General features: G+C 65.0%; 12 protein-coding genes and 1 tRNA gene. 9 read left to right on the top strand and 4 right to left on the bottom strand.

The genetic code is table 11. From position 1 onward, the window contains the following. Positions 1-203 precede the first annotated feature (203 nt). Complete coding sequence (locus PIQ37_RS20560; protein ID WP_342074890.1) at positions 204-905, bottom strand: hypothetical protein; 702 nt, start codon at positions 903-905, stop codon at positions 204-206. Further along, positions 902-1,858 (bottom strand): hypothetical protein, encoded by a 957-nt coding sequence (locus PIQ37_RS20555; protein WP_342074889.1) that lies wholly within the window; start codon positions 1,856-1,858, stop codon positions 902-904. The genes PIQ37_RS20560 and PIQ37_RS20555 overlap by 4 nt, the downstream gene beginning before the upstream one ends. A gap of 118 nt (positions 1,859-1,976) precedes the next feature. Here PIQ37_RS20555 and PIQ37_RS20550 point away from each other — a divergent pair. The 6 genes from PIQ37_RS20550 (at position 1,977) to cyoD (ending at position 8,017) form a co-directional block, all read left to right on the top strand. Further along, positions 1,977-2,052 (top strand) — tRNA-Thr (locus PIQ37_RS20550). A 246-nt stretch (positions 2,053-2,298) separates the two neighbouring features. After that, entirely contained in the window at positions 2,299-3,660 is a 1,362-nt protein-coding gene (locus tag PIQ37_RS20545; RefSeq protein ID WP_342074888.1) for a hypothetical protein, read from the top strand. 447 nt (positions 3,661-4,107) lie between these two features. Then, complete coding sequence (gene cyoA, locus PIQ37_RS20540; RefSeq protein ID WP_010341159.1) at positions 4,108-5,049, top strand: ubiquinol oxidase subunit II; 942 nt, start codon at positions 4,108-4,110, stop codon at positions 5,047-5,049. Further along, positions 5,049-7,049, top strand: coding sequence for a cytochrome o ubiquinol oxidase subunit I (cyoB, locus tag PIQ37_RS20535; RefSeq protein ID WP_267087425.1), 2,001 nt, complete (start codon positions 5,049-5,051; stop codon positions 7,047-7,049). The genes cyoA and cyoB overlap by 1 nt, the downstream gene beginning before the upstream one ends. Before the next feature lie 3 nt (positions 7,050-7,052). Further along, positions 7,053-7,679: a cytochrome o ubiquinol oxidase subunit III gene (cyoC, locus tag PIQ37_RS20530; RefSeq protein ID WP_342074887.1), complete on the top strand. Its 627-nt coding sequence runs from the start codon at positions 7,053-7,055 to the stop codon at positions 7,677-7,679. After that, a complete protein-coding gene (gene cyoD / locus PIQ37_RS20525; protein WP_010341155.1) occupies positions 7,679-8,017 on the top strand; it encodes a cytochrome o ubiquinol oxidase subunit IV in 339 nt (112 codons plus the stop codon). The genes cyoC and cyoD overlap by 1 nt, the downstream gene beginning before the upstream one ends. Before the next feature lie 211 nt (positions 8,018-8,228). On the opposite strand, the gene PIQ37_RS20520 is transcribed toward cyoD, so the two are convergent. After that, positions 8,229-8,702 (bottom strand): MarR family winged helix-turn-helix transcriptional regulator, encoded by a 474-nt coding sequence (locus PIQ37_RS20520; protein ID WP_342074886.1) that lies wholly within the window; start codon positions 8,700-8,702, stop codon positions 8,229-8,231. Between the two features lie 129 nt (positions 8,703-8,831). On the opposite strand from PIQ37_RS20520, the gene PIQ37_RS20515 reads away from it, so the two are divergent. Continuing rightward, positions 8,832-9,578 (top strand): SDR family oxidoreductase, encoded by a 747-nt coding sequence (locus tag PIQ37_RS20515; RefSeq protein WP_342074885.1) that lies wholly within the window; start codon positions 8,832-8,834, stop codon positions 9,576-9,578. Between the two features lie 44 nt (positions 9,579-9,622). Here the strand turns inward: PIQ37_RS20515 and PIQ37_RS20510 are convergent, their stop codons facing one another. Further along, positions 9,623-10,435 (bottom strand): sigma-70 family RNA polymerase sigma factor, encoded by an 813-nt coding sequence (locus tag PIQ37_RS20510; protein ID WP_342074884.1) that lies wholly within the window; start codon positions 10,433-10,435, stop codon positions 9,623-9,625. A 55-nt stretch (positions 10,436-10,490) separates the two neighbouring features. On the opposite strand from PIQ37_RS20510, the gene PIQ37_RS20505 reads away from it, so the two are divergent. Together PIQ37_RS20505 and PIQ37_RS20500 are read left to right on the top strand one after the other, a co-directional pair. After that, positions 10,491-11,093, top strand: coding sequence for an ATP-dependent Clp protease proteolytic subunit (locus PIQ37_RS20505; protein WP_342074883.1), 603 nt, complete (start codon positions 10,491-10,493; stop codon positions 11,091-11,093). A gap of 135 nt (positions 11,094-11,228) precedes the next feature. Further along, positions 11,229-13,118: a M61 family metallopeptidase gene (locus tag PIQ37_RS20500; protein ID WP_407137107.1), complete on the top strand. Its 1,890-nt coding sequence runs from the start codon at positions 11,229-11,231 to the stop codon at positions 13,116-13,118. The last annotated feature ends 248 nt before the right edge of the window (positions 13,119-13,366 follow it).

Genomic DNA, 13,366 nt, shown 5'->3' with positions numbered 1-13,366 from the left:
GGCTTCAGCCGCGACGGGCCTTATCGGGAACGCCCGTCGCGGCTGAAGCCGCTCCTACGAGATAGCCGAGACGGGCGTGATGCGCGCGCCAACAGGGTATTGGCGGCGCCCCGAAGCCGCCTCGCGTGAGCGCGAGGCGTCCTGGCAGCGGTGCCGGCGCCGCGCGTGGCCTCCGGCGCCTGCCGCGCCGAAGCCACTACGGCTTACTGGCGCTGCATGCCGCGCGGCCGTCCCTGCGCATCGAACTCGATGCCCACGCTGACGCGATCGCCTTGCACGCCGTCCGGCATCCAGCGCAGGCGCCCGCGCCGGCCGATCAGCACGTAGACGTGATCCACCTTCTTCGGCGCGGCCTGCAGCGTCTCGCCCTGCTCCCGCAGGGCGGTGGCCACCCGATAGGCACCCTCGAAATCGATGTCCTGCAGGGCGGCGGTGTCGGTGGCCGGCTTGAGGAATGGCCCGAACATGCCCGGATTCACCGGCGCGTCCTTGTGCCAGGCGTCGTCGTGAAAACTGTATTCGTCCACGTGGTCCGGCTGCGCGGGATCCAGCAGCTCGAGCCCGATCCGGTTGTCGTAGAAATGCACGGCATGGAACACGCGCAGGTCGTGGCCCTGCAACTCGGGCAGGTCCGCCAGCGCCTGCCGCGCCGCGCGCAGCCGCGCCGGGTCGAACAGCAGGTTGCCGCGTGGTGCCGGCGCCGGCTCCGGTTCGGTGTCGGCAGCAGGGGCAGCCGGGGGCGACGCCGTCAGCGATTGCGGCCTGGATGCGTCCTGCGGGGCGCCTGCCGGGTCCGTCGCCTGCAGGGTGGCGCGGATGGTGTCCCAGGCGCCGCCGGCGAAGGCGATGCCGCCGAGCAGCAGCACCACGCCGGCGAAGACCACTGGGGTGGGCGGCGTTCTCATGGCAGTTCCAGGTCGGCGCGGGTGGGGTGCTGCGGGTCGTACAGCACCGACACCGTGTCGCGCGGCAGTTGCCCGACGTCGATCAGCGACACGAATCGCCGCATCGTCGCCTCGTGCTGGTTGCCTGACGCGTCCTCGAACGCCACGCGGAACTCCACCTGCGGCTGCTCGTTGAGGGTGGTGCCGGTCTGGCGCACGTCCAGCACCCGCGCCCGCGCGCGCAGGCCGCGGTACTTCAGGGTCTCGTCGGTGGCGTTGTGGCGGATCACGCGCAGAATCACGCGCAGCGCCAGCACGTAGCCGTTGAGCACCAGCGCGCTCATCAGCAGCGGGTGGTTGAAGGACAGGAAGGTCCAGCCCAGCCCGCGGTTCTGCAGGCGCCAGGCAAGCACGTAGGCCGCGCCGACCAGGACCACCAGCAGCACGGCGCCGGCCGCGCGTCGCCACAGGCTGGCGCGGTCCAGGGCCGGCTCGGCGTCCTCCAGCACCAGATTCGGGGCCGTGCCCGGGGTGGTGCTCAGCCGCAGCGGCACGCTCCGCCCGCTCTCGAAGCGGCGTTGCGCCGGCTTGCGGTCCACGATCAGCAGGGTGTCGCGGATGGGCGTGCCGGACAGGTTGTCGAAGGCCAGGGTCAGCGACAGCTGCGGCCAGCCCTTGACCTCGACCCCGGTCGGGGCGGCGCGTTCGATCAGCGCCTCGCGGCGCACGCCGTGGGTCAGGAGGTGACGCACGCGTTGCAGCGCCCGCCCGGGCATCAGCAGCAAGGTGTCCAGATAGGCGTAGAGCAGGTGCAGCCACAGGCCCAGCGACAGCGCCAGCAGGGTCAGCGCCCACCCAGGCGAACTGGGCTGGGCCAGCACGCGTGGCCAGTCGCTGGCGAAATAGAGGATGCAGGGGAAGGGGATGGCGAAGAACAGCAGAAACGCAAGCCAGAACCAGGCGAACAATTTCACGATGAGCAAGGGATGGGTACGACGGGCGCGGGAGGGTAACCCATCAATGGCTGCGGCCACGCGAAGGCGATGGCGAGATTGACCGCAGCCCCTTCTCGGGCCTAGAATTATGAGCTTAGCCGGAATAGCTCAGTTGGTAGAGCGGCGCATTCGTAATGCGTAGGTCGCAGGTTCGACTCCTGTTTCCGGCACCAATTAAGTAATGCATCAAGCCGCTCTGTGCCAAGGGCGGCTTTTTTGTTGCACGTGTTTAGTAATTTGGTATGGTTAGGGCTTCTCTACATCGTCTTATGTAGAAGATTTTGTGATGATGTAATTTCTGAATTGCTGCTAGCGTTTATTGTTTGATCGGCCGCCAGTACTTTTTTGTTCGGCTAAGTAATTTTGATGCAAGTTGTTGCGTGTGATAGCGTCCATTTATAATATTTGGCGATCTGCAAATGACGGAAATTAGCATTGTAGATAGTTATTTAAGTGAGGCTCTGCCATGGATTACTGGGCGCAGTACCGTCGACATTAGATTTTTGGCGAGAAGGGTCGCGGAAGGTGGCTATCAGACTCTTGCGGTTCATTTTGACGTCATTCCATCCCCGCAGGACGATAATGATGCATTCAACTTCTCACTGGATATGGGCGATGTTTGGCTAGGTCAGTGGCGAGATAGCGGTGTTGACTCCTCGGTTGCTATTCAGCTCTTGAAAGGGGCTGCAAAAGGTGTTGTTGAGGTTTATGGGCGGAAGATATTTATTCCGAGTGATTTTTCCCCTGTTTTTTCGCGATTCCAAGGTGAATCCGAGTGGTATGTGGGGGGGCTTGGATTTTTGATGCAGGGTTCTTGTGCTGCTCATGAAGTTCAAGATTTTAATCTTGCACTTTTAGACAATGAGCTTCGGCGAGCCTCTCCGCCTTTTGACGGCATTGAGGATGCGCTTCACTGGCTTGGCTTGAAAGAAGATTTTGGGTTCTCTACTTTTGGGCGACTAAGAGTGCGTGTTGCTCCGCCAGCTGATTTATTATTAAACGAAACTTTCATAGAAAATGGGGTTTTAAGCCTCGCGATCGTGGTTCATCCTCAGTGCGATGTGGCAACGTTGAGTGTCGCGGTTCGCGGAGCGCCAGGTGTAGGTGTCTCTAGCCGCTTGCAAATTGCTGGCGAAATTATTTGGGAAGCGCCAGGTGAGGTGAGGCGTATCGGGAGGGCGCGCGTCGAGTTGCCACAGGCTGATTCTGTGTTAATCATGTTATCGGTCGGAACTCATTACGTTAGAAGGCACTGGTTTGTCGATCCTGTTCGATCTAGTAATGAGCGCTTGCTGGCAGTGCGCTTGTTTGATGGTGATTTAAAGATGCTTAAAAGGTATCTGCTCGGCGCGCAAAATCAGGAAAAGTTTGAATTGGCGGTTGCTGAATTACTTTTTCTGAGTGGATTTTCGTCTGCAATTCAATGCGAGACCGACGCATCCGATATTGTTGTTTTTACCCCGGGTGGTCGTGTTGCATTGGTGGAGTGTACCCTTCGGGTTTCCGATTTTTCGGCAAAGATCGGTAAGTTGGTTCATCGCCGAGAAGCTTTGGTTCAGGCTCTTTCAAAGGATGGAAGGGTAGGGCAAGTTCTGTCTGTTATTGTTTGTCATGCTTCGCGTGCTCAAATTGCACCGACTGATGCTGAATTGGCGCGGAGGGGAGTGTTGGTAGTGGCGCGTGAATCTCTTGAGCGCCACATAGATAGTCTGCATTTCCCGGTTGATGCAGATAAGATATATGTGGAATGTCAAGAGGAAATTTCTCGCTTATTATCATGAATTATTGTTTCCAGTTTTGTTGTGGGCTTCGAGGGTGATGGCGGTAGAGTGGGATTTGATGCTTGTAATTTGGTGCTGTCTCTAGTAGGGGGGGGGGCGGGGGTCAAATCTGTTGGCTGCGTCAACTTGCATGTATGTAGAATGTTGCGCTTCGTAGGGGCTTGCTTGGCTACGTCCATGCCTCCTGGGGGCGCCGCGTGAGGTCCGTGCGCAGCCGCTACAAGACCATGTCGACCGGGTGCGGCAATGTGTCGCACACAAAAAGCGGGCTCGAGCGCACTTTCGGGCTTGTCAATGACTTCCGGAGTTGCCGCACGGCAGCATAAAATGCGTCGTTGATCGCGCATGCCGGCCCGGATGCCGCGGCGGACGCGGGACAGCCCCCTCTACGGCGCCCCGCCTCCCGCTCCCGCGCGGTTCGCATCCCCTACGCAATTGGATCGTTCGATGATTCCGTTGAAACAACTCCGGCGCTCGCTGCGCTCCGGTCTGTTGCTGCTGGCCGCACTGCTGTTGGCCGGCTGCAACTCGGCCATCCTCAACCCCAAGGGTCAGATCGGCCACGACGAGAAGACGCTGCTGATCACCTCGGTGGTGCTGATGCTGCTGGTGGTGATCCCGGTCATCGTGATGACCCTGGCCTTCGCCTGGCGCTACCGCGCGTCCAACACCAAGGCCCGCTACGAGCCGAACTGGTCGCACTCCACCGCGATCGAGGTGGTGGTGTGGTCGATCCCGTGCATGATCATCCTGGTCCTGGCGGTGCTGACCTGGCGCTCCTCGCATGCGCTGGATCCGTACAAGCCGCTGGATTCCAAGGTCAAGCCGATCACCATCGAGGCGGTGGCGCTGGACTGGAAGTGGATGTTCATCTACCCGGAGCAGGGCATCGCCACGGTCAACGAGATCGCGTTCCCGGTCGACACGCCGCTGAACTTCAAGATCACCTCCGACACGGTGATGAACTCGTTCTTCATCCCGCACCTGGGCACGCAGATCTACGCGATGGCCGGCATGGAGACCAAGCTGCACCTGATCGCCAACGAGCCGGGCGAGATGTTCGGCCTGTCGGCGAACTACAGCGGCCACGGCTTCTCGAAGATGGGCTTCGCCGCGCATGCCACCGACCGCGCCGGTTTCGACGCGTGGGTGGCCAAGGTCAAGGCCTCGCAGAAGACCCTGGACCAGGCCGAGTTCCAGGTGCTGGCGGCCAACCGCAACGACAAGGCCGCCTACCCGGTGACGTACTACGCCTCGGTGCAGGACGGTCTGTTCAAGTCGTTGATCGACAAATACATGATGGGCAAGGGCCACAAGATGGAAGGCCACGACGCTCATCCGGCATCGGCTGCTGAGCCGGTCGCCATGTGCACTTCTGGAGACAAGTGATGCTAGGCAAACTCACGCTCGAGGCGGTTCCGTACCACGAGCCGATCATCATGGCGGCCCTCGGCGGCGCCGGCCTGCTCGGCCTGCTGGTGGTGGCCGCGGTCACCAAGTACAAGCTGTGGGGCTACCTCTGGAAGGAGTGGTTCACCTCGGTCGACCACAAGCGCATCGGCGTCATGTACATCGTGGTGGCGCTGATCATGCTGCTGCGCGGCTTCGCCGACGCGGCGATGATGCGCACCCAGCAGGCGATCGCGCACGGCGGCAACGAAGGCATCTTCCCGCCGCACCACTACGATCAGATCTTCACCGCGCACGGCGTGATCATGATCTTCTTCATGGCCATGCCGTTCATGACCGGCCTGTTGAACCTGATCGTGCCGCTGCAGATCGGTGCGCGCGACGTGGCGTTCCCGTTCCTGAACTCGCTGAGCTTCTGGCTGTTCGTGGCCGGCGCGGCGCTGGTCAACATCTCCCTGGGCGTGGGCGAGTTCGCGCAGACCGGCTGGCTGGCCTACCCGCCGCTGTCCGGGCTGGAATACAGTCCAGGCGTCGGTGTCGACTACTACATCTGGGCGCTGCAGATCTCGGGCCTGGGCACATTGCTCACCGGCATCAACTTCTTCGTGACGATCATGCGCATGCGCGCGCCGGGCATGACCCTGATGCGCATGCCGATCTTCACCTGGACCGCGCTGATCACCAACATCCTGATCATCGCCGCGTTCCCGATCCTGACCGTGGCGCTGGCGCTGCTGGGTGCGGACCGCTACCTGGGCACGCACTTCTTCACCAACGACGGTGGCGGCAACGCCATGATGTACGTCAACCTGATCTGGATCTGGGGCCACCCGGAGGTCTACATCCTGATCCTGCCGGCGTTCGGCATCTTCTCCGAGCTGATCGCCACCTTCAGCCGCAAGCGCCTGTTCGGCTACACCTCGATGGTGTACGCGACCTCGTGCATCGGCGTGCTGTCGTTCATCGTGTGGCTGCACCACTTCTTCACCATGGGCTCGGGCGCCAACGTCAATGCCTTCTTCGGCATCACGACGATGATCATCTCGATCCCCACCGGCGTGAAGATCTTCAACTGGCTGTTCACCATGTTCCGCGGCCGCGTGCACATGACCGCACCGGTGCTGTGGACCATCGGCTTCATCATCACCTTCGTCATCGGCGGCATGACCGGCGTAATGCTGGCGATCCCGGCGGTGGACTTCGTGCTGCACAACAGCCTGTTCCTGATCGCGCACTTCCATAACGTGATCATCGGCGGCGTGGTGTTCGGCTACCTGGCGGGCCTGACCTACTGGTTCCCGAAGGCGTTCGGCTTCAAGCTCAACGAGAAGCTGGGCAAGGCCTCGTTCTGGTGCTGGATCATCGGCTTCTTCGTCGCCTTCATGCCGCTGTACGTGCTCGGCTTCATGGGCATGACCCGGCGCATGAACAGCTACAACCACCCGGAGTGGGCGCCGTGGCTGATGGTGGCCGCGGTGGGTGCGGCGATCATCGGTACCGGCATCTTCCTGAACCTGGTGCAGATCGGCTACAGCATCTGGAAGCGCAAGGAGAACATGGACCTGACCGGCGACCCGTGGGATGGCCGTACCCTGGAGTGGGCGACCTCCTCGCCGCCGCCGTTCTACAACTTCGCGGTGCTGCCGCACATCGACGACCGCGACCAGTTCTGGGAAGACAAGCTCAAGGGCAAGGGCTGGCCGCGTCCGGCCAAGTACGAACCGATCCACATGCCGCGCAATACGGCGGCGGGCTTCTGGATCGGCGCCTTCAGCATCGTCCTGGGCTTCGGTCTGACCTGGCACATCTGGTGGATGGCGGTGATCGGCCTGGTCGGCATGATCGGCAGCTTCATCGCGCGCACCTTCGATGACGACATCGACTACTGGGTCCCGGCGGAGGAAGTGGAGCGCATCGAGAACGCGCGCTTCGCCCTGCTGGAACAGCAACACGCGGCCAACGCCGCAAAGGCGGTCTGAACCATGGCTTCCACGACGCTCGATTCCCACGCCGCCCACGCGGGCGGCCACGACCACGATCACGAACACCACGACGCGGGCGGCAACACCGTCTTCGGGTTCTGGGTCTACCTGATGAGCGACTGCCTCATCTTCGCCGGCCTGTTCGCCACCTACGCGGTGCTGGCCGGCGCGACGGTGGACGGCCCGACCGCCAAGGAACTGTTCGACCTGAAGTTCGTGCTGGTGGAAACCTTCCTGCTGTTGTTCAGCAGCCTGGGCTTCGGCCTGGCGATGATCTCGGCGAACAAGCGCAGCATGGGCGGCCTGTACGGCTGGCTGGCGGTCACCGCGGCGCTGGGCCTGGGCTTCCTGGGCATGGAAATCTACGAGTTCCACCACCTGATCGAAGAGGGCGCCGGCCCCGGCCGCAGTGCGTTCCTGTCGGCCTTCTTCACCCTGGTCGGCACCCACGGTCTGCACGTGGCCTCCGGCCTGCTGTGGATGACCGTGCTGGTGATCCAGATCGCCAAGAACGGCCTGACCCCGCGCAACATGACCCGCCTGGCGTGCCTGAGCCTGTTCTGGCACTTCCTGGACGTGATCTGGATCGGCGTGTTCACCATCGTCTACCTGCTGGGAGCGCTGTAATGGCCAACCATCATTCCTCCGACACGCATGCCGAGCACGGCCATGGCGGCGGCCTGAAGTCCTACCTGGTCGGCTTCGTGCTGGCGGTGATCCTGACCGTGATCCCGTTCGGCATGGTGATGAGCGGGGCGTTCCCGCGCGGCGTCACCGTCATCGTCATCGCGGTGCTGGCCGCGGTGCAGATGTTGGTGCACCTGATCTACTTCCTGCACATGGACCGTTCCGCCGAACAGCGCTCCAACGTGCACGTGGGCCTGTTCTCGCTGCTGATCATCGGCATCGTGGTGGTCGGCTCGCTGTGGGTCATGCACAACCTCAACGTCAACATGATGCACTGAGGCGCGCACCGCCTCGGGTTCGCGAAGGCCGCCTCCGGGCGGCCTTTTGCGTTCTACGGGCTGCAGCCCCGCAACACTGCAAGGGCAGGGCAATCGCCACGGCAGCGGCGTGATCGACCGGCACCGGCGCGATTCGCGATCGGCGTACAAGGCGGCGCTCGCCTGCATCGACGCCGTGCGCCTTGCGGAAACGAGGCACGGCGCGCCGAGGTCAGTTCTGGTCTGCCCCGAGCGTCGCGGCGAGTTGCAGCAGCCTCTGCGCGTCTTCCGCGCTGAGGCGATCGAGCAGCCGGGTTCTGACCGAGGCGGCGTGGACCGAGCGCGCCGCTGCGATCTTGTCCTGACCCAGGGCGGTGATGGCGACCGTCACCACGCGCGGCTCGCTGCCGCTGCGTCGGACCAGGCCGCGCGCCTGCATGCGCGTGAGCTGATGCGACAGCCGGCTCTTGTGCCAGCCCATGGAATCGGCGAGCGCCTGTTGGCGCAGCTCGCCCTTGCCCAGATCCACGAGCCGCGACAGCACGCCGAAGTCGCTGCCGGTCAGGCCGGCGCCGGCGGCCAGGTCCTTTTCGACGGCCGCCATCACCGTCTGGCCCATCTGCTTGAAGGCGTGCCAGATCGCCAGCTCGCGTGTGGAAAGTCGCGCGTGTTTCATGCCGTCACCATAGAGGGCGCCGGTTGACATGACAACCCGATGGGCGTAGTTCTAGGTTGACATGACAACCTGGCGGGGTCGCCGGCCGGCATGCGATGCCAGCCGAGCGGCCCGCACCCGATGGAGGCGAGGACGATGTCCGCAACGAGGTTCGCAGGCGTGGATGTACTGATTACGGGCGGCAGCGACGGCATCGGGTTCGGCCTTGCGCGGCGCTTCCTGGCCGCAGGCGCCAAGGTGCTGGTCACCGGTCGGCATGCCGGCAAGCTCGACCGCGCTGCTGCGGCCGCGCCCGGCCTGCAGACCCTGGTCAACGACATCGGGGTGGCCGAAGAACGCGAGCGACTCGCGCACCACCTGCAAGCGCGGCATCCCGGGTTAGGCGTTGTCGTCAACAACGCCGGCATCCAGCGCCGCGTTCCGCTCGCCGACGACCAGGCGCCCTGGGCCGAACGCCAGCGCGAGATCGATATCCTGTTCTCGGCCGTGGTGCATCTGAACCACCTGCTGGTCCCGCGGTTGCTGCAGCATGGCCGGCCGGCGCTCATCGCCAACGTCTCGTCGGGCGGTGCTCTCGTTCCGCAACCCTTCGCCCCGGTCTATAGCGCCTGCAAGGCCGCGATCCACAGCTATACGGCCAACCTTCGGTTCGCGCTCTCCGCGACGCCGGTCAGGGTCGTGGAAATCATCCCGCCCGCCGTCCGCACCGGCCTGGCGGGCACGGGCGTGGCGCATGGCGCGGACCTGGAGGCGTTCTGCGACGCGATCTTCGCCGGGCTCGCGGCGGGGCAGGCCGATGAACTCGGCTTCGGGATGACCGACGCCGCGGAATTCCGGCAGCGTCTCGCCATGGATCACGCCTTGTTCGACGGGTTCTCCGGGCGCTTTTCCGTGCGCAAGTACTGACGCACGGTGCGCCGCTGCGACGGGCGCGCCGGCATGTGACGCATCTACGCCAGGCAGGGGGCCTCTGCGAGTTCGCACAACGGCAGCCAGGTCAGCACGCCGTCGCCGTTGCGGATCAACAGCCCCAGTTGTCCGTGCTGCTGCAACGGCTGGGCATAGACCGGCGCAGGGTTGGGCGCGGCGTGCGCCGAGGCCGACACCGGCCAGGCGCTGGCCAGCAGGGTCTGCGGCCGCGCCGCACGCAAGGTGGCGACCAGTCCGGCCGGATCGCCGTGCCGCAGGGCGTGGCGGCACAGCGCCAGCAGGCAGGCGTCGTCGTCATGCGGGTGGGCGTGCGTCGGTGCAGTGGCGTCCTCCATCGCTGCACGCGCGCGCTGCAGCAGGCGCCGCAGGTGCTGGCGCGAGGCGTTTTCGCTGCGCGCCGACAACGCCGCCAGGTCGGCATGGCTGAAGTCGAAGGCCTCGGCGAGCAGCAGCATCGCCACGTCGCCGGCCGGCAGCGTGCGCACCAGCGCCGCCAGCGCGTGCGTCACTGCCGCGCTGTGGAGGGCGTGGCGTTCCGGCCCGTCCGGATCGTCGGTGACGGACAGTGCGTGGTCCTGTGCGATGCGCTCCAGCAGGACCCGGTAGCGGCCGCGGCGGCGCAGGCGGTCGATGCACAGATGGCGCAGCACGGTGGTCAGCCAGGCGTCGCGGGCGACGGCCGGCGCCGGTCCCTGTGCGGCGCGCAGATAGGCTTCCTGCACAAGATCCTCGGCGTCCTGGCCCTGGCCGAGCCAGCGATGCGCCAGGGCCAGCAATTGGCGACGCAGCGCGCCGTCGTCGGTCGCAGCCTGCGCGTCGGTCGGGAATGTCACGTCGCGGCCCCGTCGTTCGTTGGGAGGGAAACCCACCATACATGGAGACAGGCCGATGCTGCGTTCCGACGAGACGTCCCCCGCCGTGCCCGCCGCGCTGGCGCCGTCCGGCGCCTTCCTCGAGGAAAAGGCGTTCCGCGCGAGGACCTTGCTGCTGTTCGGCACCATCACCGACGCCAGCGCCTACCAGACGGTGCGCCACCTGCTGGCGCTGGATTCCGAGTCCGATGCGCCGATCGCGATGATCGTGTCCTCGCCGGGCGGTCATCTCGAATCCGGCGACGCCATCCACGATGCGCTGCGCTTCATTTCCGCGCCGGTCGACATGATCGGCTCGGGTTGGGTCGGCAGCGCGGCCACGCACGTGTTCCTGGGCGTGCCGCGCGAGCGCCGGGTATGCCTGCCGCAGACCCGGTTCCTGATCCATCAGCCCAGCGGCGGCGCCGGCGGCCCGGCCAGCGACATCGCCATCCAGGCCAGCGAGATCCTCAAGGCGCGCGCCCGCATCGCCAAGGTCATTGCCCGCGAGACCGGCCAGCCGCTGGAGCGCGTGGAGGCCGACATCGAGCGCGACTGCTGGATGTCGGCGCAGGAGGCGATGGACTACGGCCTGGTCTCGCGCATCGTCGAGCGGCGCAGCCAGCTGGCCGGGCGCTGAGGGCGCTCCCGCCCATGCCGCAGGCGCCGCGCGCGGCGATCACCGCAGGCATGACCTATGGCATGGCACGCGGCGGCGGCACAGGCATAGCATGGGAGTTTGCCTGTCCGCTGTCGTTCGCCCCCTGGAGACCCCATGAACAAGTCCACCGCCTGGATGGCGCCGTTGCTGCTGGCCGCCACTGTCGCGTTCCAGGCCACGGCGCAGACCGCACCGCCGCGCGACGTGCCCTTCGCTGGTACGTTGAAGATCGATGTCGACGCCACCGATCTGGCGCACCGTATCTTCCGCGTGCGCAGCACCATCCCGGCCACGCCGGGGCCGATGACCCTGCTGTATCCGCAGTGGATCCCCGGCAACCATTCGCCGACCGGTCCGATCGACAAGCTCGCCGGGCTGGTGATCAAGGCCAACGGCAAGGTGCTGCCGTGGACGCGCGACCAGTTCGACGTCTATGCGTTCAAGATCGACGTGCCCGCCGGCGTCAGCGAGATCGTCGCCGAGTACCAGTTCCTGTCCTCGCAGGGCGACGGCCAGGGCCGGGTGATGATGACCCCGGAGATGCTCAACCTGCAGTGGAACACCACCGCGCTGTATCCGGCCGGGGTGTACGCGCGCAACATCAAGGCGCAGGCCAGCGTGACCCTGCCGGCCGGCTGGAGCTACGCCACCGCACTGGAAACCGCCGGGCGCAGCGGCGACACGGTGACGTTCAAGCCGATCGATTTCGACGACCTGGTCGATTCGCCGATGTTCGCCGGCAAGTACTACAAGCGCATCGTGCTGGACGACAAGGGCAAGGCGCCGGTGGCGCTGAACGTGTTCGCCGACAAGCCCAAGTCGCTGGAGGCCAAGCCCGAGCAGGTCAAGGCGCACGTGGCCCTGGTGCAGCAGATGGACAAGCTGTACGGCGCGCGCCACTTCGACCACTACGAGTTCCTGCTGGCGCTGACCGACAAGCTCGGCGGCATCGGCCTGGAGCATCACCGTTCCAGCGAGAACAGCGGCCCGCTCGACTACTTCACCGAGTGGGACAAGAGCTGGGAGATGCGCGACCTGCTCGCGCACGAGTTCAACCACTCCTGGAACGGCAAGTACCGCCGCGGCGCCGACCTGGCCACGCCCAACTTCAACGTGCCGATGGGCGACAGCCTGCTGTGGCTGTACGAGGGCCAGACCCAGTTCTGGGGCGAGGTGATCGCCGCGCGCGCAGGGCTGTGGACGCAGGACCAGGCCCGCGACATGCTGGCCAACGTCGCCGCGGTCTACCAGCGCGGCCGTCCCGGCCTGGCCTGGCGCGCGCTGCAGGACACCACCAACGACCCGACCATGTCGATGCGCCGGCCACGCGCCTACCGCAGCTACCAGATGAGCGAGGACTACTACTCCGGCGGGCAGATGGTCTGGCTGGAGGTCAACGCCAAGCTGCGCGAGCTCAGCGGCGGCAAGCGCTCGCTGGACGATTTCGCCAAGGCGTTCTTCGGCATGCACGACGGCGCCTGGGACGTGAACACCTACACCTTCGACGACATCGTCGCCACGCTCGATGGGATCGCCAAGTACGACTGGGCGAGCCTGCTGCGCAGCCGTCTCGATGAGCATGGGTCGCTGGTCGGCGGGATCGAGGCCAGCGGCTGGAAGCTGGTCTATACGGATCAGCCGAACGCGGCCAGCAAGACCTCCGAGGCGCGCAACAAGAACCTGGACCTGAGCTATTCGCTGGGCCTGAGCCTGGACGAGCAGGGCCGGGTGCAGGCCGTGCTGTGGGACAGCCCGACGTTCAACGCCGGCCTCATCGCCGGCAACCGCGTGGTCGCGGTCGGCGGCCGCGAGTACAGCGCCGAGGCGCTCAAGGACGCGGTCACCGCGGCCAAGGGCGGCAGCACGCCGATCGAACTGCTGGTCAAGCGCGGCGACCGCTACGACACCGTGCGCATCGCCTACTACGGCGGCCTGCAGTATCCGCACCTGGAGCGCATCGCCGGCACGCCGGATCGCCTGAGCGAGCTGTATAAGGCGCGTTGAGGTAGCGAATGCCTCCCCGCCCGGCGTCGTCTGCCGGGTGGCGGGGCGCGCGGCGTCCGCGTCGCGCTGTGCGGCGAGTGATCGATCGCCGTCGCTGCGTTGACGACGCGTGCGGTGCGTCTGTCGTAGGAGCGGCTTCAGCCGCGACGGGGCATGACCGGTAACGCCCGTTCGCGGCTGAAGCCGCTCCTTGTATCTGGACATGTCGCCCCTAAACAGGCGTCATGTCTTCCGACTGATCATCGGAG

Source organism: Xanthomonas protegens, from assembly GCF_038442435.1.
Lineage (GTDB): Bacteria > Pseudomonadota > Gammaproteobacteria > Xanthomonadales > Xanthomonadaceae > Xanthomonas_A > Xanthomonas_A sontii.
The sequence above is the reverse complement of the archived record's forward strand: the minus strand, read 5'-3'. Positions and strand labels throughout refer to the sequence as shown.

Coding starts and splice junctions, on each gene's coding strand:
- PIQ37_RS20500 (WP_407137107.1), top strand. CDS start 11,229: ATGAACAAGTCCACCGCCTGGATGGCGCCGTTGCTGCTGGCCGCCACT.
- PIQ37_RS20520 (WP_342074886.1), bottom strand. CDS start 8,702: ATGTCAACCGGCGCCCTCTATGGTGACGGCATGAAACACGCGCGACTT.
- cyoD (WP_010341155.1), top strand. CDS start 7,679: ATGGCCAACCATCATTCCTCCGACACGCATGCCGAGCACGGCCATGGC.
- PIQ37_RS20545 (WP_342074888.1), top strand. CDS start 2,299: ATGACGGAAATTAGCATTGTAGATAGTTATTTAAGTGAGGCTCTGCCA.
- cyoB (WP_267087425.1), top strand. CDS start 5,049: ATGCTAGGCAAACTCACGCTCGAGGCGGTTCCGTACCACGAGCCGATC.
- PIQ37_RS20560 (WP_342074890.1), bottom strand. CDS start 905: ATGAGAACGCCGCCCACCCCAGTGGTCTTCGCCGGCGTGGTGCTGCTG.
- cyoA (WP_010341159.1), top strand. CDS start 4,108: ATGATTCCGTTGAAACAACTCCGGCGCTCGCTGCGCTCCGGTCTGTTG.
- PIQ37_RS20505 (WP_342074883.1), top strand. CDS start 10,491: ATGCTGCGTTCCGACGAGACGTCCCCCGCCGTGCCCGCCGCGCTGGCG.
- cyoC (WP_342074887.1), top strand. CDS start 7,053: ATGGCTTCCACGACGCTCGATTCCCACGCCGCCCACGCGGGCGGCCAC.